Source organism: Paracidovorax citrulli (genome assembly GCF_900100305.1).
GTDB lineage: Bacteria > Pseudomonadota > Gammaproteobacteria > Burkholderiales > Burkholderiaceae_C > Paracidovorax > Paracidovorax citrulli.
Genome location: NZ_FNEY01000051.1, coordinates 1 through 24,981 on the forward strand (window position 1 = coordinate 1; position 24,981 = coordinate 24,981).

Annotated in this window: 18 protein-coding genes and 1 pseudogene; 4 read left to right on the plus strand and 15 right to left on the minus strand. The window is 69.7% G+C overall.

All coding sequences use genetic code 11. The features are described from left to right. From BLR99_RS21485 to BLR99_RS21505, 5 genes and pseudogenes are all read right to left on the minus strand, one after another. The coding region (locus BLR99_RS21485; RefSeq protein WP_139160199.1) for a type VI secretion system Vgr family protein at nt 1–482 on the minus strand (482 nt) is incomplete at its 3' end. Nucleotides 483–624: 142 nt separating this feature from the next. Next, on the minus strand, nt 625–3,285 hold the full coding sequence (locus BLR99_RS21490) for a bifunctional diguanylate cyclase/phosphodiesterase (protein WP_011796539.1): 2,661 nt from the start codon (nt 3,283–3,285) through the stop codon (nt 625–627). Next, nucleotides 3,285–4,342 (minus strand): annotated as a pseudogene (locus tag BLR99_RS23930) (TRAP transporter substrate-binding protein). Before BLR99_RS23930 ends, BLR99_RS21490 begins: the two are co-directional and overlap by 1 nt. A 216-nt stretch (nt 4,343–4,558) precedes the next feature. Continuing rightward, nucleotides 4,559–5,329 carry a metallophosphoesterase family protein gene (locus BLR99_RS21500; protein ID WP_011796541.1) on the minus strand — a complete coding sequence of 257 codons (771 nt, stop codon included), beginning with the start codon at nt 5,327–5,329 and terminating at the stop codon, nt 4,559–4,561. A 29-nt stretch (nt 5,330–5,358) separates the two neighbouring features. Next, entirely contained in the window at nt 5,359–6,477 is a 1,119-nt protein-coding gene (locus tag BLR99_RS21505) for a diacylglycerol/lipid kinase family protein (protein ID WP_011796542.1), read from the minus strand. Nucleotides 6,478–6,927: 450 nt separating this feature from the next. On the opposite strand from BLR99_RS21505, the gene BLR99_RS21510 reads away from it, so the two are divergent. After that, the gene (locus BLR99_RS21510) at nt 6,928–7,761 is read left to right on the plus strand and encodes a phosphatase PAP2 family protein (RefSeq protein ID WP_011796543.1); all 834 of its coding nucleotides are present in this window, start codon (nt 6,928–6,930) and stop codon (nt 7,759–7,761) included. 1 nt (nt 7,762) lies between these two features. Here BLR99_RS21510 and BLR99_RS21515 read toward each other — a convergent pair whose 3' ends face one another. Next, complete coding sequence (locus tag BLR99_RS21515) at nt 7,763–9,013, minus strand: MFS transporter (RefSeq protein WP_048857428.1); 1,251 nt, start codon at nt 9,011–9,013, stop codon at nt 7,763–7,765. 219 nt (nt 9,014–9,232) lie between these two features. On the opposite strand from BLR99_RS21515, the gene BLR99_RS21520 reads away from it, so the two are divergent. Beyond that, a complete protein-coding gene (locus tag BLR99_RS21520; protein WP_011796545.1) occupies nt 9,233–9,946 on the plus strand; it encodes a haloacid dehalogenase type II in 714 nt (237 codons plus the stop codon). A gap of 31 nt (nt 9,947–9,977) precedes the next feature. Here the strand turns inward: BLR99_RS21520 and BLR99_RS21525 are convergent, their stop codons facing one another. The 7 genes from BLR99_RS21525 to urtA form a co-directional block, all read right to left on the minus strand. Beyond that, nucleotides 9,978–10,652, minus strand: coding sequence for a DUF1294 domain-containing protein (locus tag BLR99_RS21525; RefSeq protein ID WP_011796546.1), 675 nt, complete (start codon nt 10,650–10,652; stop codon nt 9,978–9,980). Nucleotides 10,653–10,658: 6 nt separating this feature from the next. After that, a complete protein-coding gene (locus tag BLR99_RS21530; RefSeq protein WP_011796547.1) occupies nt 10,659–11,699 on the minus strand; it encodes a PilZ domain-containing protein in 1,041 nt (346 codons plus the stop codon). Between the two features lie 234 nt (nt 11,700–11,933). Beyond that, a complete protein-coding gene (gene urtE, locus BLR99_RS21535; protein ID WP_011796548.1) occupies nt 11,934–12,638 on the minus strand; it encodes an urea ABC transporter ATP-binding subunit UrtE in 705 nt (234 codons plus the stop codon). A 588-nt stretch (nt 12,639–13,226) separates the two neighbouring features. After that, the gene (gene urtD, locus BLR99_RS21545; protein ID WP_011796549.1) at nt 13,227–14,105 is read right to left on the minus strand and encodes an urea ABC transporter ATP-binding protein UrtD; all 879 of its coding nucleotides are present in this window, start codon (nt 14,103–14,105) and stop codon (nt 13,227–13,229) included. Further along, complete coding sequence (gene urtC, locus BLR99_RS21550; protein ID WP_011796550.1) at nt 14,102–15,259, minus strand: urea ABC transporter permease subunit UrtC; 1,158 nt, start codon at nt 15,257–15,259, stop codon at nt 14,102–14,104. The genes urtD and urtC overlap by 4 nt, the downstream gene beginning before the upstream one ends. Before the next feature lie 169 nt (nt 15,260–15,428). Continuing rightward, nucleotides 15,429–17,009 carry an urea ABC transporter permease subunit UrtB gene (urtB, locus tag BLR99_RS21560; RefSeq protein ID WP_046059470.1) on the minus strand — a complete coding sequence of 527 codons (1,581 nt, stop codon included), beginning with the start codon at nt 17,007–17,009 and terminating at the stop codon, nt 15,429–15,431. A 184-nt stretch (nt 17,010–17,193) separates the two neighbouring features. Next, nucleotides 17,194–18,456 (minus strand): urea ABC transporter substrate-binding protein, encoded by a 1,263-nt coding sequence (gene urtA, locus BLR99_RS21565; protein ID WP_017438244.1) that lies wholly within the window; start codon nt 18,454–18,456, stop codon nt 17,194–17,196. Between the two features lie 333 nt (nt 18,457–18,789). Here urtA and BLR99_RS21570 point away from each other — a divergent pair, with 333 nt between their 5' ends. Both BLR99_RS21570 and BLR99_RS21575 read left to right on the plus strand, forming a co-directional pair. Beyond that, a complete protein-coding gene (locus tag BLR99_RS21570; RefSeq protein ID WP_017438243.1) occupies nt 18,790–20,145 on the plus strand; it encodes a dicarboxylate/amino acid:cation symporter in 1,356 nt (451 codons plus the stop codon). A gap of 408 nt (nt 20,146–20,553) precedes the next feature. After that, nucleotides 20,554–21,348 carry a phosphatase domain-containing putative toxin gene (locus BLR99_RS21575; RefSeq protein WP_233249083.1) on the plus strand — a complete coding sequence of 265 codons (795 nt, stop codon included), beginning with the start codon at nt 20,554–20,556 and terminating at the stop codon, nt 21,346–21,348. Here BLR99_RS21575 and BLR99_RS21580 read toward each other — a convergent pair. Further along, the gene (locus BLR99_RS21580; protein ID WP_017438241.1) at nt 21,246–24,434 is read right to left on the minus strand and encodes a hypothetical protein; all 3,189 of its coding nucleotides are present in this window, start codon (nt 24,432–24,434) and stop codon (nt 21,246–21,248) included. The two genes, BLR99_RS21575 and BLR99_RS21580, sit on opposite strands and share 103 nt — an antisense overlap. Nucleotides 24,435–24,663: 229 nt before the next feature. Beyond that, a partial coding sequence (locus tag BLR99_RS21585; protein WP_139160132.1) for a transposase occupies nt 24,664–24,981 on the minus strand: 318 nt, incomplete at its 5' end.

The following is a 24,981-nucleotide window of genomic DNA, read 5'->3' on the forward strand; positions in this document are numbered from 1 at the left end:
TACGCGCCCTCATGCTCCAAGAGGCGGGAGACGAAGTCGAAGTCGCTCTCGCCGTACTGCACGCAGTAGTCCCAGGCGCGGTACGCGCGCGTGAGCTTCAACTGCAGCGGATAACCGTAGCGGCCCAGCACCTCCTGCACGATCTGCGGGACAGTCTTGAACTGGAAGATGCGGAAATCCTGCCGCCGCGTAGCCACCCAGAGCCAGGGCTGCAGGCGCAGGTGGTACGAATACAGCCGATGGTCCTGCCCCTGCATGCCGAAGCGCGTGACCAGGCCGTCCAGGTACCGCTTGCCGCCGCCTTCGGTCTCGATCTCCACCGTCGCCGTCTTGCCGAGCAAGGCCTTGGGATCGATGTCGCGGCCTTCCGAGAGCAGGTCGATGTCGAAGGAGAAAAGCTGGCTCAGCTCCTCGCTACCCCGCAGCTGCCGGAATTGCAGCTGCTCTCCCAGGGGCGTCCGGATGGTGACGCGGCGTGTCATCTTGGTTGCGAGGGACACGGCTGAACCGCGTCCGAGGGTTAGAGACGGTCGCGATGATAGGTGGGACGTCTATGGATTGGATAGCTTTCTGGAAATGTAATTTTGTATCGAGAAGTTATATGGCGGCCTGGATCCGCCCTGTTCAGGCGGTCTGATCCGGGGCGGCGGAGCCGTAGCGCACCAGGAAATCCTGCGCGGGCATGGGCCGCGCGAACAGGTAGCCCTGGTAGAGGTCGCAGCCGTGCCGGTCCAGGAAATCGCGCTGCTCCTGGGTTTCCACGCCCTCGGCGATGACCTCCAGGTCGAGGTTGCGGGCCATGCCGATGATGGTCTGCACGATCACGTCGTCCGTGGGCCGCTTGCCCAGGTTGCGCACGAAGGACTGGTCGATCTTCAACTGGTGCAGCGGCAGGCGGGTGAGGTAGGCCAGCGACGAGTAGCCCGTGCCGAAATCGTCCACCGAGAAGCGCACGCCCTTGGTGCGCAGCAGGTGCATCTTGGCGACGGAGTCGTCCACATTGTCGAGCACCAGGGATTCCGTCAGCTCCAGCTCCAGCAGGTGGGGCTTCACGCCCGCATGCTGCAGGGCCTCGACCACGCTGGCGACGAAGTCCGGATGGCGGAACTGCCGCGCACTGACGTTCACCGCGACGTGCAGGTGCGCGAGCCGGGGGTCGCGGCTCCAGGCGGCGAGCTGCACGCAGGCCGTGCGCAATACCCACTGGCCGATCGGCACGATGAGCTCGCTTTCCTCCGCCACGCCGATGAATTCGCCGGGGGCGATCAGGCCCCGCCCGGGATGCTTCCAGCGCAGCAGCCCTTCGGCCCCGATCACCTCTCCCGCCCGGGAGAATTGCGGCTGGTAATACAGCACGAATTCCTGCGCGGCGATGGCGGCCTGCAGGTCGGTTTCGAGCCGCGCCCGCTGGCTGATGACGACCTGCATCTGCGGATCGAAGAAGCACAGCGCATTGCCGCGCCGCGCCTTGACCTGGTACATGGCGATGTCCGCCTGCTTGAGCAGGTCGGCCGCGGTCTGCCGCTGGTCGCCGAAGATGGCGGCGCCCACGCTGCAGGTGTGCTGGTGCATCTGCTGCTGCAGGTGGTAGGGCTGGGCGACGGCTTGCAGGATCTTCTCGCCGATGCGCCGCGTGATCGACGCGGCTTCCTGCCGGTCGTGGGACAGGTCGCTCATCATCACCACGAACTCGTCGCCCCCCAGGCGCGCCACGGTGTCCGCCGGGCGCGCGCAGACACGCAGCCGCAGCGCCACCTGCTGCAGCAGCAGGTCGCCCATCTCATGGCCCTGCGTGTCGTTGAGGGTCTTGAACTGGTCCAGGTCCAGGAAGAGCAGCGCGCCGAACTGGCGGGACCGTTGCGCGGTGGCGAGTGCCTGGTGCAGCCGGTCGAGCAGCAGCCGCCGGTTGGGCAGGCCGGTGAGCGGGTCGTAGAAGGCGAGGCTCTCGATCTCGGCGCTGGCCCGGCGCATTTCCGTCACGTCGTGGTAGGTGATCATGAGCCCGCCTTCGGGCGTGGCGCGCTCGGTGATCTGGATGAAGTGGCCGTTGGGCAGCATCTGCTCGTGCGTGCCGCGGGTTTCGCGCTGCAGCAGCAGCCGCTGCTCGACCCACTCGCGGCGCATGGCCTCGTCGGCGTCGGGCAGGTGGTAGCGCGAAGTGGCCTCGAGCACGGAGCGGAACGGCAGACCCACTTGCATCATGGACCGCAGCCACGGAAAGATCTCTTCGTAGCGCTGGTTCCACTGCAGCACGCGGTGGCGGGAATCCAGCAGCACGAAGCCGCTGACCATGGAGCCCAGGGCCTGCTCGAGCGTGGCCTTGGAACGCGCGAGGTCGTTGCGCGCATGGCTGATGCGGCGCAGGTAGGCCATGGTGAAGCCCCCCGCCGCCAGCGCGGTGGCGATCAGCAGGGCCGCGACCGCGGCGATGGCGCTGCGCTCGGTGCGCCAGCTGGCCAGGGCCGATGCCTCGGGCAGGCTCGCCGTGATCCAGAGGCCCGGGTAGAGAATGGGCCGGGCGGCCACCAGGGAGGGCACCCCGGACAGGCGCGCGGGCTGGTCCCAGGCGATGGACGCCGGGGCCTCGTCGCCCAGCGGGGGAACGCGCGCCCGGCTGCGCGCCTCGCCGCGGCCGGAAGTGCCGATGATCAGTTCGCCCTTACCGCGCTCCAGGGTGACTTCCAGCCCGGGGATGTCCGCCCCCTGGGCCAGTACCGCGGACAGCATGCTCACGGGCACCTGCAGCACCGCCAGCAGGCGCTCTCCGCCGGCCGACCGGATGGGCCGGGCCGCATACAGGATCCGCTCCGAGCTGGCGAAGCTGACCGTGGGGGCGCTCAGCGCCAGGGTGGGCATGCCCTGGGCCATGGCTTCGTCGAAGAAACCGGCCGGAAGCTCCTGGAGCATGCGGGCTCCCATGGCGTCCGACGCGGCCACCACGTTGCGCCGCGGATCCAGCAGCACCGCGGACCGCACGAGGATGTTCTGCCGGGATGCGCTGCGCAGCAGCTTGCCGATGAATTCCGGATCGGAGCGGGGCATGCGGTCGCTCCACAGATCGATCATGTCGTCCGTGCTGGCCAGCAGGACGTCCAGGCCCAGCAGCGCGCGGTTCAGGGCCGCTTCGGCGCCCGCGGTGAAGCGCGTCACCTGCGTTTCGCTCTCCGCCACGGCCACATGCCGGGCGTTCACGACCAGTCCCCCGGCGGCCCCAGCGATCCCGAGCACGAGCACCGCGACCGTCGAGAACACGGCCCAGCGCAGGCGGACCGATACCGCCGCCATCACGGGCTCTCCGGCACGGCGATGCCGCGCGCCCGGCCCACCGTGCTGGACCAGACGGCGGCGCAGCCCTCGCCGCAGCGGCGCAGCCAGTTGGGCAGCACGGATTCGGAAAGCAGGCGCAGGCGCCGGGCGTCGTCCTCGGGCGACAGCGGCACCACGACCATGGAGCCCTTCTCGCCGTGCACGCAGGCCGGTGCGCCGCTGTTGCAGGCCACGCCCTCTTGCGTCTCGGCCTCCGCATCGCGCCAGATGGCATCTTCCAGCCGGGGCAGCTCGCGCAGCAGCAGGGCCCGCAGTTCGGGGGGCATGGCGGCCCACGCCTCGTCGTTGGCGCCGAAGAACGACAGCCCCCAGGTGATGGGCAGCGTGTGCAGGTAGCGGGTCATCCGGTGCAGGCCGAGGGTGTTGCCCGACATGGTTCCGGTGATGGCGCATTCGCTGTCGCCCGCCTGCAGGCTCGGCACCATCTGGCCGAAGCCCGTATAGACGGCCACGCCGCCCAGCGAGGCGATGAAATCCGCCTGCGACGCGGACGAGACCCGCACGCGCCGCCCCTTGAGGTCCGCCAGCCCCGACAGGGCGTTCTTGCAGAACAGCACCTGGGCGGGATAGACGTACACCGCCAGCATCTCGAAATGGTGGTGCCTGCGCAGTTCCTCCTGCAGATAGGGCCGAATGCCTGCACCGAGGCCCGCAGGTCCGCCAGGGTGGGGTTGAGCGCCGGCAGGTCCGCGGCGGTGTATTTCGGGTACTGGGCGGTGAGCGAACTCATCAGCACGGTGCCCAGGGGCACCACGCCGAGTTCGATCAGGCGCAGCATCTCGATGCCGGGCACGCCCGCGCGGTCGAAGGGCACGATGGAGGCGGTGAAACGTCCGCCGCTCAGCCGCGGAAGATCCTGGGTCCAGAACGGCGCCTCGCGCCTGGAATACTGAGACAGCGCGCCCAGGTTGCCGACGATGCGCAGCCGGTAGGGCGCGGCCGCCCGGGGTGCGGAAGCCGACGGCGCCGGCGGGGCAACGGCCGTCTCCGCGGGGGCCGCCCCGGCGGGCAGCACGGCCAGTGCCAGCGCGCAGGCACACGCTGCCCGCCGCATGGATGCGGCGACAGTTGCAGCATGCATCAGGTGGCAACGGACGAATCCGCCGGTGCGGGGCGCGCGAGGTGTCGCTGCCAAGTAAGGGCCCTCCCAGTAGCACCGGTTTTTACCATTTTGGATGCCTTTGACAAATGCCGGGAAACGCTCTCCCAGCCCTTCCAGGGGAGCGGGATGTCAGAAATTCCAGCTGACAGGATTATCCGGAACGAATTCTCCCCGTTCCCGGTCGAAATCCCAGCGCGTCAGTTGCCTGCCCTGCGGACCGGCCCGCAGGGTCAGCAGGCTGTTGGGTGCTTCCGCCCGCAGCCGCACGGACACGGCCGTGCCGGCCTGCGCGGCCCGCAGCCCCGGCAGCGCCTCGACCAGACCTGGCGCATGGGCGTGGCCGGACAGCAGCAGTTCGGCACCGGCGGCCCGCCAGCGCGCCAGCGCCTCGGCGGCATGGTGGGGGCGGTGGTCGGCATCTCCCGGATGCCGGGCCACCAGGGGGTGGTGCGAGGCAACGATGCGCCAGCGGTCCGGCGGCGCGCCGGCCAGCCTCAGCGCCGCGCGGTCGATCTGCCCGCGCGAGAGGCTGGCGCGGCGGTGGCGCCACGGACGCGTGGTATCGACGCCCACCACGAAGAACCCGCCGGCGTCGCACACGGGCTCCCGGTCGTCCCCCCACCAGCGGGCGTAGCGCCGGTAGGCGCCGCCGATCCGCTCCCACCATGCGAACAGGGGCAGGTCGTGGTTGCCCGGCATGACCAGGGTGTGGCGTGCCGGCAGCGCGGCAATGAAGTCGTGCGCGGCGTCGAACTGCGCCGCGGTGGCGCGCTGCGTGAGGTCGCCCGACACCACGAGGACCGACACCGGCAGCGCGCGCGCGAGCTTCTGCACCGCCGCGCAGACGCACGGATCGTGCGCGCCGAAGTGCAGATCGGACAGGTGCATCAGAACGCCCATGGCCACCGCCCCCGCTGATGCGCAGGCTCTCAGGAGATGGCCGCGGCCATGCCTGGCACCGCGCCCGGCAGGGGGGCAACGCCCGGGGGGGGCGCCTCCCCGGGGTCGGCTTCCGGCTCGGGAGCGAGGGCCGGGCGCATGGCGCCCTCCTCGTCCCTGGCCGTCGCCGTGGGGGCCACGAGCCACAGCGGCCGGTCTTCCACGCGAAAGCGCAGCGGCGGCGGCATCCAGGCGCGCTCGCCGTCGAACGCCACCTTGACCTGGACGGGGCGCCAGCTGGCGGGCTCCACCACCATCTCGGAGCAGGCCAGGCTGATGACGGCTGCGTCGCGGTCGAGCTGGCCGATGGCGGCATGCCAGACCGTGCGGGCGGTGGCCCAGCGGCCCTGCGGCTTGAGCAGCAGTACCGCGAGGTGGTCCCCTTCGGCCACGTCGCGCGCCTGGGGAATGCCCAGCCGCCCGAGCTGCAGCGGGTTGTTGCCGACGAACAGCGTGGAGGCGAAGAACTCCTCCTGCACCAGCGTGTCCGCGCCGCGGTGGGCGCGCAGCGACACCCGCCAGCGCCGCGCCGACGAGGGCCGCAGGAAGCTCCAGACGGCGGAAACGATCGCCACCCAGCGGGAACGGCCGAAGCGCCGGGACGCCATCTCCCGCTGCTCGAGCAGGCGCGGATACAGCCCGACCGCGGCATTCACGAGGAACATGCTGTCGTTCACCCAGCCCACGCGCACCGGCCGCTCGTCACCGTCGCGCAGCGCCCGCAGGATGTCCTCGGCCGCCTGGGCGAGGTCCAGCGACAGGCTCTGCTCCCGCGCGAAGTAGTTGAACGTGCCCGCGGGAATGACGCCCATGCGGACGCCGTGCCGCCAGGCCGCCGCGGCCACCGCATTGATGGTGCCGTCGCCGCCGCAGGCCACGACGATGCCGCCCGAGGCCCGCGCGGCCCGCGCCGCTTCGTCGGCCGCCTGCACGATGCCGGCGCGCACTGCCGGCACGTGCCACTGCACCGCGTGGCGGCGCAGTGGTTCGAGGGCCTCCAGCCGGCCCCGCAGCTGGTGGTGGTCCGCGCCCGGCCGGTGCGGCACCACCAGATGCACGGGCCCGGGTCCGGGCGCGGCGGGAGAGGATGTCGGAACGGAGGTGGGCATGGTGCGGTGGGCGGAAAGGCGCGGCCGTGGGCGGCCGAGGCACAGGAAAGGCAACGCGGAAACGGCCGGCAGGCAATGCCCGCATGGCCGGCAGGGAACGGCGCCGCGGCAGGACGGCCTCGGCGCCTGGCCCGATTGTCCGGTCAGCGGCAGGCTGACCGCATCGGAGGGCAGAGGCAGCCGCTGTCGGCGCGGACCGACAGCCGGCATCCGCGGCGTCCGGGAATCTCCGGCGCAGCGGCGGGTCATGGCCGCGCAGGGTGCCCGGGACATGCCACCATTGTCGGCCCTGCCGATACGCCACAGGCGTCTTTCACGACCGATGCACCTGCCCTCCACCTCCCGTCCCGCCCCTGCTGCCGCCCCGGCCTCCGGCCCGTCTTCCCGCCCGCCCCCGCCCCGCACGGCCCGCAGGCACCTGCAGGGCCCGCCCGCCGCGAAGGCCCGCCCATGAGCGCCCCGCAGGCCTGGGCGGCATGGGCAGGCGCGCACCCGCTGGCATTCTGGGGCGCAGGACTGTCGCTCGTGCTCGTGGCCGCGCTGCTGGCCCGGGGGGCCGCGCTGGCCGCCGCGCCGCACTGCGCGCCCTGGGCCGGTCGCTGGTCGGCGCCGCGGCATGCCGTGCCGCGCCTCTGGGCGGCGCTGGCCGCCGCCGCGGTGCTGATATGGGGCTGCGCCGAGCTGCTGGGGCTGCTGGCGCAGGAATGGTCGGCCCCGACCGCATGGGCGCGGATGGACGAGACGCTGGCCGCCACCCTGCGGGCGCGGGCGGGCCTGCCCACCCTCACCCTGTTCGCGCGACTCACCCACGCGGGCGACACCGAGGTGCTGGCCGTACTGGCGGTGGTGGTGGGGATCGCGCTGTGGTGGCGCCGCCACCGGCTCCTGGCGGCCTGCTGGGCCGCGGCCCTGGCGGGCAACGGACTGCTCACCCGCGGGTTCAAGCACGCCTTCGAACGGGTGCGGCCGGAGCATACGCACGGCGTCTCGGTGGCCGAAGGCTACAGCTTCCCGAGCGGGCACAGCAGCAGCTCGATGGTCGCCTACGGCATGCTGGCCTATCTGGCCGTGCGCCTGCTGCCGGCGCGCTGGCACCTCCCCGCCCTGCTCGCGGCAGCATCGGTGGTGTTCACGGTCGGCTGGAGCCGGGTGGTGCTGCAGGTGCACTACGCGAGCGACGTGCTCGCGGGCTGGGTCACCGGAGGCACCTGGCTGGTCTGCTGCGTGCTGGTGACGAACGGCGTGGGCCACTGGCAGCGCAGCCGCGCCGGCGCGGCCGCCTGAGTCAGGGCGCGGGCGGCCGGGAGGCGCTGCGCTGCGCGGCCAGCGATGCGGCGAACACGGCCAGCCCGCCGATGGCGAGCAGCACGCCCACCCAGCCGGTGGACGTCCAGCCCAGGCCGGCCGCGATGGCCACGCCGCCCAGCCAGGCGCCGAGCGCGTTCGCGCAGTTGAAGGCCGAATGGTTGAGCGCGGCGGCCAGGGTCTGCGCGTCGCCGGCCACGTCCATGAGCCGGATCTGCAGGGCCGGTCCGATGGCCACGATGGTCCCGAGGAGAAAGGTCGCCACCGCCGCCGTGACCACGTGGTGCGCGGCGAAGACGAAGCCGCCCAGTACCGCCACCGACCAGCCCAGCAGGCCGCCGATGGTGCGCATCAGGGCACGATCCGCCAGCCGGGCGCCCACGAGGTTGCCCGCCACCATGCCCGCGCCGAAGAGCGCCAGCACGAAAGGCACGCCGCCGACGGGCAAGCCCGCCACTTCGGTGAGCGTGGGCTTGATGTAGCTGAAGACCGAGAACATGCCGCCGAAGCCGATGGCCCCGATGCCGAGCGTGAGCCAGACCTGCTTGCGCCGCAGCGCCCCGAGCTCCCGCCAGGGGCTCGCGGCCGCGTCGGGCGGCATGTAGGGCACGCCCCGGCGCACCATCGCCATCGCCAGCACCGCGATCGCCCCGACGAACACGAAGGCCGCGCGCCAGCCGAAATGCTGGCCCAGCGCCGCCGCGATGGGCACGCCCGCGAGCGTGGCCCCCGTCAGGCCCAGCATCACCAGGCCCACCGCGCTCGCGCGCCGGCCCGGCGGTGCGAGCGACGCGGCCACCAGCGCGGCCACTCCGAAATAGGTGCCGTGCGGCAGGCCGGTGACGAAGCGCAGCAGGTTCAGCGACAGGTAGCCCGGCGCCATCGCGGAGGCGAAATTGCCCAGCGCATAGACGGCCATCAGCGCGATGAGCAGTGCGCGCCGGCACCAGCGCGCCGCGAGCACGGCCAGCACGGGCGCGCCGATGACCACGCCCAGCGCATAGGCGCTGATGACATGCCCGGCCTGCGGGATGGTCACGCCGATATCCCGCGCCACCTCGGGCAGCAGGCCCATGATGACGAATTCGCCCGTGCCGATGGAAAAGCCGCCCAGGCCCAGCGCGAGCACGGCGCGCAGCAGGGTGCGGTCGTCCCGCGGACGTGGAGTGGCCGTGGAAGAGGCGGACGCCGGGGCTTCGGCGGCATCGCGGGGCAGGGAAGGCGTGGTCATGGAAAGGCGGCGTGGGGGCGCGCCGGCCAGGGAGGACGGCCGGGCGCGCAGGGGAGTATTCAGGGTTAACCCCAGGGTCGGTGGAACATATCACGCCCTGCCGCGGCCTGCAGCGGGCAGGTTTTGCGACCATTGCCGTATGCTGGACGGCACGCGGCATCCGCCACACCGGCAGGGCCGCGCCCTCCCCATCCCCCTCTTCTTCCCCGGAAGCTGCCCATGAACGACGCCTTCCCCGACGTACGCCTGCTGGTCTTCGACATCTTCGGCACCGTGGTGGACTGGCACGGCAGCATCGTGCGCGAAATGCAGGCGCTGCACCCCCAGGTGGACGCCGACGCCTTCGCCCTCGCCTGGCGCGAGGGCTACCAGCCCGCCATGCAGCGGGTGCGCAGCGGGGAGCTCGGCTGGACGCGCATCGACGAGTTGCACCGGACCATTCTCGACGGCCTGCTGCCCCGCTTCGGCCTGGCGCACCTGTCCGAGCCGGAGCGCCGGCACCTGAACCGCGCGTGGCACCGGCTCGCGGCCTGGCCCGACAGCGTGGCCGGGCTGCAGCGGCTCAGGCGCCGCCGCACCATCGCCACGCTCTCCAACGGCAACATCGGCCTGCTCGCCAACATGGCCAAGGGGGCCGGCCTGCCCTGGGACTGCATCCTGAGCGCCGAGGTGTTCCGGGCCTACAAACCCGATCCGGCGGTGTACCTGGGCGCCGCCCGCGTCTTCGACCTGGAGCCCGCGCAGGTGATGATGGTGGCCGCGCACCACGAGGACCTGGAGGCCGCGCGGGCCTGCGGCCTGCGGACGGCGTATGTGGAAAGGCCGCACGAATTCGGCGCGGCCCGCGCGAAGGACGTCTCGCCCCGGCCGGGCAACGACCTGCACTGCACGGACCTGGGCGCGCTCGCGGACATGCTCGCGGGCCCGGGCTGAAACGCCCGCGCCGGCCGCTTCAGCGCCAGCTTCAGGCAGGCAGGGCCGCGCGCAGGCCATGGCCGTGCGGCGAGCACAGCCAGCCGAGCGCCGCGGCATGGAGCACCACGGTGGCCCAGAACACGATGCGGAAGGGCCGCTTGGCGGACTTGTGGCGCAGCACCTGCTGCGCCAGCAGGGCCCCGGGCCAGCCTCCGGCCAGCGCCAGCAGATGCAGGGTCTTCTCGGACGTGCGCCAGGCCGCCTGTTCCGCGGCCCGCTTGTCCCGCCAGTACACGAGGTAGGTCCAGGCGCTCAGGCCCAGGCAGGCCGCCGGAAACCAGCGGGGCATCGTGCCGAAGACCGCCAACGCCACGCAGTACACGGCATAGGCCGGCAGCACGAGCAGGCTCGCGGTGCCCCATGGCGCGGAGCCGCCGTGCGCCCCGTGGCGGCCGCGGGGACGGGCCGGCCGGGGCGCCATGGCGGGCGCCCGGGCGGCGGACGCGCGCGCCGCGGGCGGCAGGGATTCGACGCGGCAGGCCCGCTTGCGGCCGCCGGGGCCGGCCTCCACGGCGAAGCGCACCCGCTGGCCGGCCTGGGGCCGGGGCGCGCCGCCCTGGAAGGCCTTGATGTGCACGAACACCGGATCGCCGCCCTGCAGCGGCTCGATGAAGCCGAAACCCCGCGCGTCGTTCCAGGACGCGATGACGCCGTCGAACTGCATGCGCCGTCAGCCGGGGGCCACCATGCCCTGCACGAAGTGCCGCACCTGGGCATCGAACTCCGCGCTGGTGGCGGTGAACTCCACCCCGGCCAGTACCTGGGGGCCCGAGGTGTTGAGGGTGACCACGCGTGCATACACGTCCCGCGCCTGGTAGCGCACGCTCGGCAGGTCGAACGCGAGCCGCAGTTCACCGTGCAGCGGCACCGGCTCGCCCAGCTCCAGCAACGCGCCGTGGTAGCCCATGTCACGCAGCGAGCAGGCCACCAGGCGGGGGAGCACCGCGCCATCCTGCACGAGCTGGCAGATGCACGGCAGGTTGGCCTCCACCCGCAGGCTGCGGCGGAACTCCTGGCGGGGCACCTTGAGCCGCCGGCCCGGCACGGCCACCAGCTCGCGCAGCGACAGCGGCTCGGCGCGGCCCTTGACGAAGACATGCGTCGGCGCCGACACCGACGCCATCGTCCAGCAGCGCTGGTACACCGCCTCGCTCACCAGCACCTGCCCGCGCAGCGCGAAGGCGCGCAGCTGGGAGGCCTCGGACACGACCGTGCCCAGCAGCACGGGTGCCTGGCGCCCGCCACCGGACGGCGCGAAGTCGCCCACCAGCGCGGGGCCGAAGGCGATGCCCACGCCCACGTACACCGGAGGCAACCGGTCCTGGCGGAAGGCGTCGTTCAGGTCCTTGAGCGCCATCTGCAGCGCCACGGCATACATGGCCGCGCGCTGGACGCCGTCGTCGGCGCCCTGGCCATCGCCCTCTTGCCCCCCTTCTCCCGGCGGGAACAACACCGCGGCGCTCTCGCCCGTCCAGTGGGCGAGCACGCCGCCATAGGCGGGCAGCAGGCCGTGCAGGCAGCCGATCACGCGCTCCATCCAGCCGTGGGCCTGGGCCGGCGGCACCGACGAGGCCACCTGCGCGAAATCGCGAATCCCGGCCTTGAGCAGCGTGATCTCGCGCTCCTGCAGGGAGGGTGCCCCGGCGCCAGGAGGCACGGGCGCGCCGGGCGTGGAAGGAGCATCGGTGCCGGGAGCGGGGGGAACAGGCATAGAGGGCAAGGGGGCCGTGCGCGGGTCTCGGTGGATCGGTCCGTCGGGATTCGTCGCCGGGTGGCCCCGAGAGCGCAGCCGGCATCCGGCAGCATAGGCGGACGGCCGCGCGGCGGTCAAGCCGCCGCGTCGGCGCCTGCCCGCGCCGCTGCCGGGCCGGCCGGGCTCCGTCGCTTCGGCGTCACACCCGGCAGGCGCCCTCCGCGCCAACGCGCAGGCCGCTTGCCCGATCCGTCAGATCGCGACCAGCTGCCGGATGCCCCGCGCCTGCATCTCGCTGCCTGGCCCGCGCGCGATCACTTCGCCCCGCTCCATCACGAGGTACTCGTCGGCCAGTTCCTCGGCGAAGTCGTAGTACTGTTCGCACAGCAGCACGGACACCGCATGGCCGTCCAGCCCCTCGTCCGCGAGGCGGCGGATGACGCGGCCGATGTCCTTGATGATGCTGGGCTGGATGCCTTCGGTCGGCTCGTCCAGGATCAGCAGCCGCGGGCCGGGCGCGAGCGCCCGCGCGATCGCCAATTGCTGCTGCTGCCCGCCCGACAGATCCCCGCCGCGCCGGCCCAGCATCTGCCGCAGCACCGGGAACAGCGTGTAGAGATGCTCCGGCACGGGCGTGGAACCGCTCTTGTAGGCCAGCCCCATGCGCAGGTTCTCTTCCACCGTCAGCCGGCCGAAGATCTCGCGGCCCTGCGGCACGAAGCCGATGCCGGCGCGTGCGCGCTCGTAAGGCGTCCAGCCCTGGATCGGCCGGCCTTCCCATTCGATCGTTCCGCTCCGGACGGGCACGAGGCCCATGAGGCTCTTGAGCAGCGTGGTCTTGCCGACGCCGTTGCGGCCGAGCAGGACCGTGACCCTGCCGGGGGCGGCGGCGAGGCTCACGTCGCGGAGGATGTGGGAGCCGCCGTAGTATTGGTGGAGGTTGTGGACGGTGAGCATATGGGTTCTTTTTCAGGGGCGGGGGCCAGGTCTCGCCCCGGCGGGCGAGTTACTTTCTTTCGCTTCGCCGAAAGAAAGTAACCAAAGAAAGGGCGACCCTGTTGGATGCGACCCCGTTCGCCCGCAGGGCGAACGGGGTCGCATCCAGAAGGGGTGAACCGGGCCATCGCTGCGCTCGGCAAAAGCCCAAGCGCTCTGCTCCCCAAAATACGTGCGCGGTGCGAAGCACTCGCGCACCCCGGGCCGAGCGAAGCAATGGCCCGTATGCTGCGCCCGCCCTCGTGGCTGCGCCGAGGAGCGCAGGAGGCAAGGCGCGCAGGCGTGCCGAAGGACACGCCTGCTTCGTCATCTGACTGGCTGCGGTTGTCCGAGCGGAGCGCGCCAGCGCGCAGCGAGTTCCGCAGCCGCGCCTTGCCTCCGAGCACCGCAGGCTGCCCCCTTCGCCCCTGCGGGGCGAAGGGGGACGCAGACACCAGGGCTCGCCTTTTCTTTGCCTACTTTCTTTTGGCGAAGCAAAAGAAAGTAGGTGCGCCGCCGGGCGCACATCCCGGCCCCGGGAAACAAACACACAGCAAGAACGAGCAACCATCACCGCCCCAAATACACCTCGATCACCCGCTCATCCCCCTGCACCTCGTCCAGCGTCCCCTCCGCCAGCACGGCCCCGTCGCACAGCACCGTCACCTTCTCGGAGATCGCCCGGATGAAGGACATGTCGTGCTCCACCACCATCAGCGAGTGGCGGCCCTTGAGCGAGAGGAACAGTTCGGCCGTGCGCGCCGTCTCCTCGTCGGTCATGCCCGCCACCGGTTCGTCGAGCAGCAGCAGCTTGGGGTCCTGCATGAGCAGCATGCCGATTTCCAGCCACTGCTTCTGCCCATGGCTCAGCTCGGCCGCGCGGCGGGCGGGCTGGTGCGCGAGGTGGATGGTGTGCAGCACCTCGGCGAGCCGGTCCTTCTGCGCCGAGTCGAGGCGGAAGAACATGGAGGACGCCACGCCCTTGCGGGTCTTCAGGGCCAGCTCGAGGTTCTCGAACACCGTGAGTTGCTCGAACACCGTGGGCTTCTGGAACTTGCGGCCGATGCCCAGCTGCGCGATGCCGGGCTCGTTGTGGCGCAGCAGGTCGATGGTGGAGCCGAAGTACACCGTGCCGCGGTCGGGGCGCGTCTTGCCGGTGATGATGTCCATCATCGTCGTCTTGCCGGCGCCGTTGGGACCGATGATGCAGCGCAGCTCGCCGGGGGCGATGTCGAGGTTCAGGCCGTTGATGGCCTTGAAGCCGTCGAAGGCCACGTGCACGTCCTCCAGGTAGAGGATGCGGCCGTGGGTCACGTCCACCTCGCCGGGCACGGCCACGCGCGAGAAGCCCGCGGCGCGGCCGCCGGACTCGGTGCTGCGGCCCGCGTCCGGCGCAGCCGTGCCGCGCCCGATGCGGCGCGCGCCTTCGTCCATGAGATCGGGGGTCATCGCGCGGCGCCTCCTTCTTCCTTGCGCAGGGCCTTCGCCATGCGACCGCGCCATCCGCCGGGCGAGCGCAGCAGCCCCGCCACGCCCTGCGGCAGGAACAGCGTGACGGCGATGAACAGCGCACCCAGGAAATACAGCCAGAACTCCGGCGCCGTCACCGTCAGCCAGCTCTTGGCGCCGTTGACGAGGAAGGCCCCCGCGATCGGGCCGGCGAGCGTCGCGCGCCCGCCCACGGCCGCCCAGACGGCGATCTCGATGGAGTTGGCGGCGCTCATCTCGCCCGGGTTGATGATGCACACCTGCGGCACGTAGAGCGCGCCGGCCACGCCGCACATCATGGCGCTGATGGTCCAGATGGCGAGCTTGTAGGGCAGCGGCGAGTAGCCCGAGAACATCACGCGGGTCTCCGCGTCGCGGATCGCCTGCAGCACGCGGCCGAACCTGGAGCCCACCAGCCAGCGGCCCAGCAGGAAGAAGCCCAGCAGCGCCAGCCCCGTGAGCACGAACAGCAGCATGCGCATGTGTTGCGTGGCTAGGGCAAAGCCCAGGATGCGCTTGAAGTCGGTGAAGCCGTTGTTGCCCCCGAAGCCCGTCTCGTTGCGGAAGAACAGCAGCATGGCCGCATACGTCATGGCCTGCGTGATGATCGAGAAATACACCCCCTTGATGCGCGAGCGGAAGGCGAAGTAGCCGAACACGAACGCCACCAGCCCCGGCACGGCCACGATCAGCACCAGCGTGGCGATGAAACTGTCCGACAGCGCCCAGTGCCAGGGCAGCTCCTTCCAGTCCAGGAACACCATGAAATCGGGCAGGTCGCTCTTGTAGTTGCCGTCGCGGCCGATCTGGCGCATGAGGTACATGCCCATCACATAGCCGCCCAGCGCGAAGAAAAGCCCATGGCCCAGGCTCAGGATGCCCGTGTAGCCCCAGATCAGGTCCATGGCCAGCGCGCAGATGGCGTAGCACATGATCTTGCCGACCAGGGCCACAGCGTAGTCCGAAAGATGGAACGCACTGCCGGCCGGCACCCACAGGTTGAGCACGGGCGCCACCGCGCAGACCGCGATCAGCGCCACGATGAAGCCCGTCCACCCACCGCGCGTGAGCAGCGGTGCCGGTGCAGGCAATGGGATGGGGTTTGGAATGGTCATATCTTTTCAGCGTTTGGCATCGCGCGCGGCCGAAGCCACTGTCACGGCCCAGGCCAGCTGCCGCCGCGCAAGGGCCGCCCCGCCGCGCCGGCGGCGTCCCCCCTCCCGCAGGGCGCAGCCATGCGAGAGAGGGGGGAAGGAGCGAAGCGACACAGGGGGGTGTTCCATATCAGTCCGCAGCGCGCCCCTTCACCGCGAAGATGCCCTGCGGCCGCTTCTGGATGAAGACGATGATGAGGACCAGCACGGCGATCTTGGCCAGCACCGCGCCCGCCCAGCCCTCGAGGAATTTGTTGAGCACGCCCAGCCCCAGCGCGGCATAGACGGTGCCCGCGAGCTGGCCGACACCACCCAGCACCACCACCATGAAGGCGTCCACGATGTAGCCCTGCCCCAGGTCCGGCCCCACGTTGCCCACCTGGCTCAGGGCGCAGCCCGCCAGGCCCGCGATGCCCGAGCCCAGCGCGAAGGCATAGGTATCGACGCGCGCGGTGTTCACGCCCATGCACGAGGCGATCGGGCGGTTCTGCGTCACACCGCGCACGAACAGGCCCAGCCGCGTGCGGCCGATGAGGAAGGCCACGCCGCCCAGCACGGCGAACGCGAACACCACGATCACCAGCCGGTTCCACGGCAATTGCAGGTTCTCCAGCACCTGCACGCCGCCGCTCATCCAGGCGGGGTTTTCCACGCCCACGTTCTGCGCGCCGAACACGCTGCGCACCAACTGCTGCAGCATCAGGCTGATGCCCCAGGTGGCCAGCAGCGTCTCCAGCGGCCGGCCGTAGAGAAAACGGATCACGCCGCGCTCCAGCACCGCGCCCATGAGCGCCGACGCGAGGAATGCCACCGGCACGGCCGCGACGAGGTACGCATCGAAGGCGCCCGGCAGGTAGCGCTGGAACAGCCCCTGCACCACATACGTGGCGTAGGCGCCGATCATCATGAGTTCGCCATGGGCCATGTTGATGACGCCCATCAGCCCGTAGGTGATGGCCAGGCCCAGCGCCACCAGCAGCAGGATGGATCCCAGGCTGAGGCTCGAGAACAGCGCCCCCAGGCGCTCGCCCCACTGCAGCCGCGCTTCCACGGCCTTCAGCGCGGAATCGATCGCCGCGCGCACCTTCGGGTCCTGTTCGTTGCGCAGTTGCTCCAGCAGCACCGTGCGCGTGGCCGGGTTGCCGCTGCCGGCCAGGGCCTGCGCCGCCAGCTGGCGCTGTGCCGGGTCGCTCGCCGAGAGCTGGATGCGCGCGCGGATCGCCTCGAGCCGGGCCTTGAACCCCGGCTCGCGCTCGGCGGCCAGGGCCTTGTCGATGAGCGGCAGCCGCGCCTCGTCGCTCTCGTCCTTCAGCGCGTCGATCGCCGCGCGGCGCTGCGCCGCATCCGGCGACATGAGCTGCAGCGACGCCAGCGCGGTGTCGAATTCGCCGCGCATGCGGTTGTTGTTGACGATGTCCTCCGCATCCTCCGGCACGTCCACCGGCGCGCCGGTGACGGGATCGGCGCCCTGCCCGTCCTTCACCACGATGGCCCGGCCACCCGCGATCTTCACCGCATCGTCGGCCATGGCGCGGATGAAGGCCACCGTGGCGTCGTCCGGCGCGGCCACGGCCTGCTGCAGCGCCGCGATCCGCTCGTCGGTATCGCCCGCGGCCATCGCCCGCGCCGCCTCCGCCGTGAGCGCATGCGCCTGTGCCGCCGCGCACAGCAGCAGGCAGGCGATCAGGCGGTGAAATAGGGATGAGAACATGGTGAAGGAAAAAGCATCGCGAACGGAGGATCTGCAGCCATGTCCGTCAGCGTCATGGCGCAAGCACTGCGCGGCCCAGGCCAGCAGACGCCGCGGAACCGGCTCCGCCGGGCCGCTGGCGTCGTCCCCCCTCCCACGCGCAGCGTGAGAGAGGGGGGAAGGCGCGCAGCGCCTCAGGGGGGTGTTACCTGGTCAGGGGCTCGTCCTTCTTCTTGTCGTTGCCCTCGATGTACGGGCTCCACGGCTTGGCCTTGACCGGGCCGGGCGTCTTCCACACCACGTTGAACTGGCCGTCGGCCTTGATCTCGCCGATGAACACGCTCTTGTGCAGGTGGTGGTTCTTCTCGTCCATCTTGCTGACGATGCCCGAGGGCGCCTTGAAGGTCTGGCCGGCCATGGCGGCGATCACCTTGTCCACGTCGGTGCTCTTGGCCTTCTCCACGGCCTGCTTCCACATGTGGATGCCGATCCAGGTCGCCTCCATCGGGTCGTTGGTCAGCGGCTTGTCCTTGTGGCCCGGGATGTTGTTCTTCTTGGCGTAGGCGCTCCACTGCTGGATGAAGGCGGTGTTCTCCGGGTTCTTCAGGGACATGAAGTAGTTCCATGCGGCCAGGTGGCCCACGAGCGGCTTGGTGTCCACGCCGCGCAGTTCTTCCTCGCCCACGCTGAAGGCCACCACCGGCACGTCCTTGGCCTTCAGGCCCGCGTTGCCCAGTTCCTTGTAGAAGGGCACGTTGGAGTCCCCGTTGATGGTGGAGACCACGGCCGTCTTGCCGCCCTGGCTGAACTTCCTGATGTCGGCCACGATGGTCTGGTAGTCGGAGTGGCCGAAGGGGGTGTACTTCTCGTCGATGTCCGAATCCTTCACGCCCTTGGACTTCAGGTAGGCGCGCAGGATCTTGCTGGTGGTGCGGGGATAGACATAGTCGGTGCCCAGCAGCACCCAGCGCTTGGCACCGCCGCCGTCCTTGCTCATGAGGTAATCCACCGCGGGAATGGCCTGCTGGTTGGGCGCGGCGCCCGTGTAGAACACGTTCCTGGAGAGCTCCTCGCCTTCGTACTGCACGGGGTAGAACAGCAGGCCGTTCATTTCCTCGACCACGGGCAGCACCGACTTGCGGCTCACGCTGGTCCAGCAGCCGAAGATCACAGACACCTTGTCCTGGCCCAGCAGCTGCTTGGTCTTTTCGGCGAAGAGCGGCCAGTTGGAGGCCGGGTCCACCACCACGGGCTCGAGCTTCTTGCCCAGCACGCCGCCCTTGGCGTTGATGTCCTCGATGGCCATCAGCACCGTGTCCTTGAGCACCGTTTCGGAGATGGCCATGGTGCCCGAGAGGCTGTGCAGCACGCCGACCTTGATGGTGTCGGCCGCATGGGCAGGCAGCGCGGAGAGGCCTGCCAGGGCGGCTGCGGCGCACAGCGTCTGGAGAGTGAAGCGACGTTGCATGGGTGAGGGCTCCGGGAAGGAAGTGAAGGACGGGGTCGTCGGGGAATCGCTGGAACCGATTCTGCGAAGGCCGCCCCGGCCGCGAAATACGCCAAGGGGCGTATGTCCTTCCACCCCCACCGCCGTGCGCCTCCGCGGCACGGAACGGATGCGCATGCCCCGTCCGGCACGGCATGCGGATACTCCCCGGCTTTTCCCACATGCTGGAATCAACGATGTGGTTTTCCACAATGATTTGCGCGCGGCACAGCCTTACAGTGCGTCACCCGCGCAACGGCGGCCTGCGGACAGGCGCCTGGAACCCGCTCTTTTTTGTTGACGCAAGAGGCCTGCATGACCGCGAACGCCCGCATTCCCGCCAGAAAACTCCCCCTCTACCGCTCGCTCTACGTGCAGGTGCTGTTCGCCGTCGTCGTGGGCGTGCTGCTCGGGCACTTCTACCCCGAGATCGGCGAGAAGATGAAGCCCCTGGGCGATGGCTTCATCAAGCTCATCAAGATGATCATCGCGCCCATCATCTTCTGCACCGTGGTGGTGGGCATCGCGGGCATGGAGGACATGAAGAAGGTGGGCCGCACCGGCGGCCTCGCCCTGCTCTACTTCGAGATCGTGAGCAGCGTCGCGCTGGTCATCGGCCTGATCGTCGTCAACGTGCTCCAGCCCGGCGCGGGCATGAACGTCGATGCCTCGGCCATCGACACCAAGTCCATCGCCGCCTACACGGCGCCCGGCAAGATGGGCACGACCACCGACTTCATCATGAACATCATCCCCACCACCGTGGTGGATGCGTTCGCCAAGGGCGAGATCCTGCAGGTGCTGCTCATCGCCGTGATGTTCGGCTTCGCGCTGCACCGCTTCGGCGGCCGCGGCACGCTGGTGTTCGACTTCATCGAGAAGACCTCGCACGTGCTGTTCACCATCGTGGGCTACATCATGAAGGTGGCCCCGATCGGCGCGTTCGGCGCCATGTCCTTCACCATCGGCAAGTACGGCGTGGGCTCGCTGCTGTCGCTGGGCAAGCTGATGGGCTCGTTCTACCTGACCTGCCTGCTGTTCGTCTTCGTCGTGCTCGGCCTGATCGCGCGCTTCCACGGCTTCTCGATCTGGAAGTTCGTGAAGTACATCAAGGAAGAGCTGCTCATCGTGCTGGGTACCTCCTCCAGCGAATCGGTGCTGCCGCGCATGATGGAGAAGATGGAGAACCTGGGCGCCAGGAAGACCACCGTGGGCCTGGTGATCCCCACCGGCTACTCCTTCAACCTGGACGGCACCTCCATCTACCTGACCATGGCCGCCGTGTTCATCGCCCAGGCCACGAACACGCCGCTGGACATCACGCACCAGATCACCCTGTTGCTGGTGCTGCTGCTCACCTCCAAGGGCGCCGCCGGCATCACCGGCAGCGGTTTCATCGTGCTGGCCGCCACGCTCTCGGCCGTGGGCCACGTGCCCGTGGCGGGCCTCGCGCTGATCCTGGGCATCGACCGCTTCATGTCCGAGGCGCGCGCGCTCACCAACCTCGTGGGCAACGGCGTGGCCACCATCGTCGTCGCCAAGTGGACCGGCGACCTCGACACGGAACAGCTCAAGCAGCGCCTGGACAACCCCGACTGGGTGGCGGCGCAGGAGCCGGAAGCCATCCTGGACCACAAGACCGAGCGCATGGACGTGTCGGGCTCGCGCTGATCGCCCGGTTCCTGCACCACGCACCGAGGCCGGCATATGCCGGCCTTTTTCTTTCCTCGGGAGGAACGCACCGTGCGACAGGCGCGGCCGCTTGCTTCGCAGGTGGGCGCGTGGCTTCGCACGTCACGGGCACAATGCCTCGTATCGCACTCCATTGCGGATGGATCAAGTCCTGCCTGCCTTCGAAGGGACGGGACATCCCCACGGACGAAGAACGCAGCCCCTCTCCTGCCGCCCGGTCCGACAGCAGAAGCCTCGATGCCGCACGTTTCATTGGCATGCCGGCATCACGCCGGCACACGGCCGGACCGATCCGCGGGACGGACCGCACTGCAACTGCGCCAGCCCGAGGCCGAAACCCGCCTGGAACTCGTCTATGACACCGAGCCGCCGCATCCGGCAGGGACCATGGCGTTCTTCCGGCATTCGACCCAGGCATCGGAACTGCCTCCCGGCATCGACACCCGGGGCCTGGAATCACTGCAGCTCTCGGGAAGCGAGCGCATCACCTCGGTCGAGCAGGTGCGAGCCATCCGCCAGGCCTGCGGCGATGCCCCCCTGGTCGTGGTGGACCTGCGCCAGGAATCGCACGCGGTGGCCGATGGCCATTCCCTGACATGGCGTGGCCCGATGGACTGGGGTAACGTGGGGCTGGGCACGGCAGCGGCCACGGCCCGGGAGGCAGAACAGCTCGAAGAACTGCGCCGGCAGGGCAACGCAGTGGCGACGCATGCCGATCATGTAAAAGGCAAGAGCGACGAGCCGGCCCTCCGGCGCCTGGACACGACCCTTGCCCGTTCGGAGCAGGAGATCGTGGAAGCCGCGGGCGCCGACTATCGCCGTATCGCCGTCACGGACCATCTGCGCCCGTCCCGCGGGGAGGTGGACCAGTTCATCGACCTGGTACGCGGCCTGCCCGATGGCGCGGGCCTGCATGTGCACTGCAACGGCGGCCGCGGAAGGACCACCACCTTCATGGTGCTATACGACATGCCGCGCAATGCGCGGGAGGCCGGTGCGGACGCCATCATGGCCCGGCAGTCCAGACTGGGCATGGACTACAACCGCTGCGCATACCGCCCCCCTGACGCCTGCGGTTTTCAGGTGAAGTTCAGCGAACGCACGCTGGCAGTGGTGCGTACGTCGTGGCGCAGCCCCATCAACCCATTGATTCCGCGCGTGTCTCCCATCGACTGCTCATAGGCAGTGACGACGAAACGCCCCTCCTGGTACTCCTGCGCCTCGTGGATGGCCGCGATCTCGCGCCGGGCCAACTCGGCCCCGCGCTTGTCGCCCAGGGCCTGGGAGAGTTCTCCGTCGGCTTCGAGCAAGTTTGCGTCGGCGATATGGTCTGCGTTCCATTCCCGGTACAGCCAGGTGGCGGCCGTCATGTCACGGTGCTCCCTGGCACGTCCGATATGCTCGCCCATCATCTGTTTCTCGATCCGCACTGCGGCATCGCGGTCGCCGGCCAGCCGACCCGGAAAGAACTTGGTGGCCTTATCGATCGCGTAATTCTCGAAATCCGGCGCCAGCTCTTTCACCGCGCCATCGCTGTTCTGAAAAATACGCATGGTGAAACTGCTCGGTAGCTCGCGCCCGTCGTGGAAAATGCGGCAGTCGGTACGCGTTTCGCCGTCGCGCACTACATCTGCAGACGCCGTTCCGATGCCGGCCACGTCCATCCGCTCTGCCATGCCGACGGGGTTTGCCGACGGATGCACGACCTGGTGCAGGCCGCTCAGGCTCGTCAGCCCGCCCGCTACCGTGGCGCGGAAACCCTGCGAGCGGGACGTTCTCTCCAGCGTCAGCGTGCCCGACAGATCGGCGTATTCCAGCGTACCGAACCGGGCTTCGGAAGTCAGCCCCACCTGGGGAAGCCCGACGCGCAGTTGGCCGACGGTTGCGCCTGCGCCGACGGCCGGCCCGCCAGTCAGTCGATGGTCCTTTTGCTTCATTTCAAAGCGGCCGACCGAAATTTGGTCTCCGAATTCCTGGTAGGCTCGCTTGACGAGGGAGCTGCGGTCTTCCTCGTTTCCGGGCTGGCAGTAGGCACCGCCCGCATCCGGCACCCCGATCAGCAGTTTCACCAGCCGGGCCTTGCGCGCCGCCAGATCCCGGCCTCCGGCTATACCGCCGGCCAAGTGCATCGGGAAGCCGAACACCGCGCCCTCCTGATGCACCAGTTCATAGCTATGGCCGACGTCCGCGCCCACGAACGCGGAAAACGAGGCCGTACCTTCCTGCCCGATTTTCGGGCCCAGGGCGGCCCCCACGCCGCCCTGCACGCGCCTGACCGTGGAAACCGTCATGCGCAGGGAACTGCGATCGGCGGCCCCTCCGGATTCAAAGCCCACAATCCGGGTCAGCCCGCCGCCCAGGTCGGCGCGCAGGCCTACCGCTCCCGCCGACGCCAGCCGCGAGAGCACCTGTGTCACGTTGCGCGTAGTTCCCTGCGTGCTGCCCGCATTGGTGAGGGAGAAACCCGAGCCGAGCTCCTCGCCCCGGACCATGGATGCGAGGATTTCCGCGGCTTCGGCCCGGGTCCTGCCCTTGAGCGGCAGATTGGGAGGCAGGCTCACTTCGCCGCGTGAAGCACGGGCGAATGCGGTGGAGAAGCCCTTCCAGTCGGGAGTATCGGCGGCGGCAGGATAGGTCCGGAGTTCTTCTGCGGCGGCAGCATCCGCGGGGCCGCCCGCGTCTGCCGCCCATGCGAGAAGCCTGTCGGGAGTGAGCCGCATGTTCTCCTGAGCCAGCGCGTCATCCAGATGCCGGGCGAGCGCTTCGGGCAACGCCCCGCCTGGAAGGTCGATGGTCGCCAGCACGGCCTCCCGCGCCTTGGCGATTGCAGCCTCGGAAAGCCGGTCTCCCCTGGCGAGACGAGGCAGCAGCAGCGCCTCCGACTTGGCCAGGTGCAGGATGGCGGAGCGCGCCATGTTGCGAACCAGCGTGCCCTGCGCACCGGCATCTGCCAGAACATCGGACGCGGCGACGGGCGCACGGGTGCTGGGCAGTGCACCGCCGCCCATGCCTCCGCGGCCGTGCAGGGCAGACTCGATCACCTCGATCATGTCCTTCACCGCACGGCCTTCTTGAATACCCCCGATGTGCGAGAGCGCGAAACCCATGTTGCGCCCGCGCGCCGACACTAGGGCGTCGTAGGCGTAGAACGGACTCTTTCCCTTGTGAAGCGCAGCGTACCGCAGTGTGTCCGCCATTGCCTGAAAGCCAGTGGGAGACGCTACGGCACGATTCAGATGGGCGCCCAGCGTTTTGGAGGCACGCGACTCCACCTGCTGGAACTCCGACTTCGTGCCGTCCGGATTGCGCGGCGCGTCGGTGGGCATGCCCCCGCGCAGCATCTGGACGGCGAACCGGCAGCCATGGATGGCATCCACCGCTGGATCGAGTTCGTCGCGCACCGCCAGCAGAGCCTTCTCCGCCAGCGTCAGGGAGACGCCGCTCGGCGTCGCAGTCCCTGCACGGCCGGGCCAGTCGCCACCCGCCCTGCGGATGGCCTCGCCCACTTTGCCGTGGGCATACATACTGGCAGGATCGAAGCCCGGAGCATCCACCCCGGCAGCCGCGGCCGCACGCGCCACTTCAGACGCCGCACGCAGATAGGCGCGCAAGGCCCCCTGTTCCGCCGTGCCGAACGCGGGCCCCTGGACTCCGTCGGAACGGCCCGTGGCCTTGGCGAGAATGTCGAGGCCCTTGCCCCCCTTGAGCCCTTCGATGCCGGCCGCGAACTTCCAGGCCATGCGCAGAGCTTCTCCCTGTTCCCCCTCCGGCAGGCTGCGTGGCGAGACGATGTCTGCAGCGAGCCGGACCCGGGGCAAGGCTTCCAGCACACGTTGCGCCTGTGCGATGCCGCCGCCCATGCGCAAGGCCAGCGCCTTGGTGAGCACGATGGCTTCCCCCGTGGACAGGCCCCGCGCGGCCTTGAACTCCGTCACGTTCGACTCCAGCGCCCTGCGTTCCGCGTCGCTTCCCCGGAAATGTTTGCCGATGGTCCGGTGGATCCCCGCATCCTGCTGCAATGCATTGAGCGCGGGCCCCTTGCCAGGCTGTGCGCGCTCGGCAGTACCGGGGGCATCGCGCAGGGATTTCGGGACCACGGGTGCGGCGGCGCCATCCTGATACACGAAACTGCCCAGCTTGGGCTGAGCCGAACTGGTGCGTGTATTGAAGGGATTGAAGGCGGGCGATACCGTGCTCTGTGACACGCCGACGCCGTGCTGGAAGGCACTATCACGAAGCGAGTCGCGGATTTGCTTGAGGCGGGTCAAGGCGCCGGTGCGCCGGGGCCTTTCTGAAGGCCGCTGCGGGGCGGCGGATTCGGTGACATTCAGTGCCGCCGCTGGCTCCGTTCGCGGGACCGGGATATCACCGATGGGCTGCCCGCGTGTGGACCTTCGCGAAGTCGTCGATGCAGGGCTTGCATCGTCTCCGGACACCGCTGGTTTTGAAAAACAAAAGAAACTCGAAATTCTCATAATATTTCCTCCCTAGAGCGTGTTATGAACTTCCCGCCGCAGCCAGCACCCGTGCGGCTGCAGGCAACATGAGCACGGCAAAGACCAGGAAATGCAGCCCGCCGAGCACTTCGGGTAGGCGCTCGTAGTCCCGCGTGAGTCTGCGGAATCTCGCCAGCCACCCGAAGCTGCGCTCTACCACCCAGCGCCGGGGCAGCAGCACGAAGCCCTTTTTCGCTTCGGGCAGCTTCACGATCTGCAGATCGATGCCGTTGTCCCTTGCAGCCTCTGCTGCCACCTCGCCCGTATAGCCCTGGTCCGCCCAGCCCAGCTTCACCGAGTGGCCCGTGGCCTGCTGTAC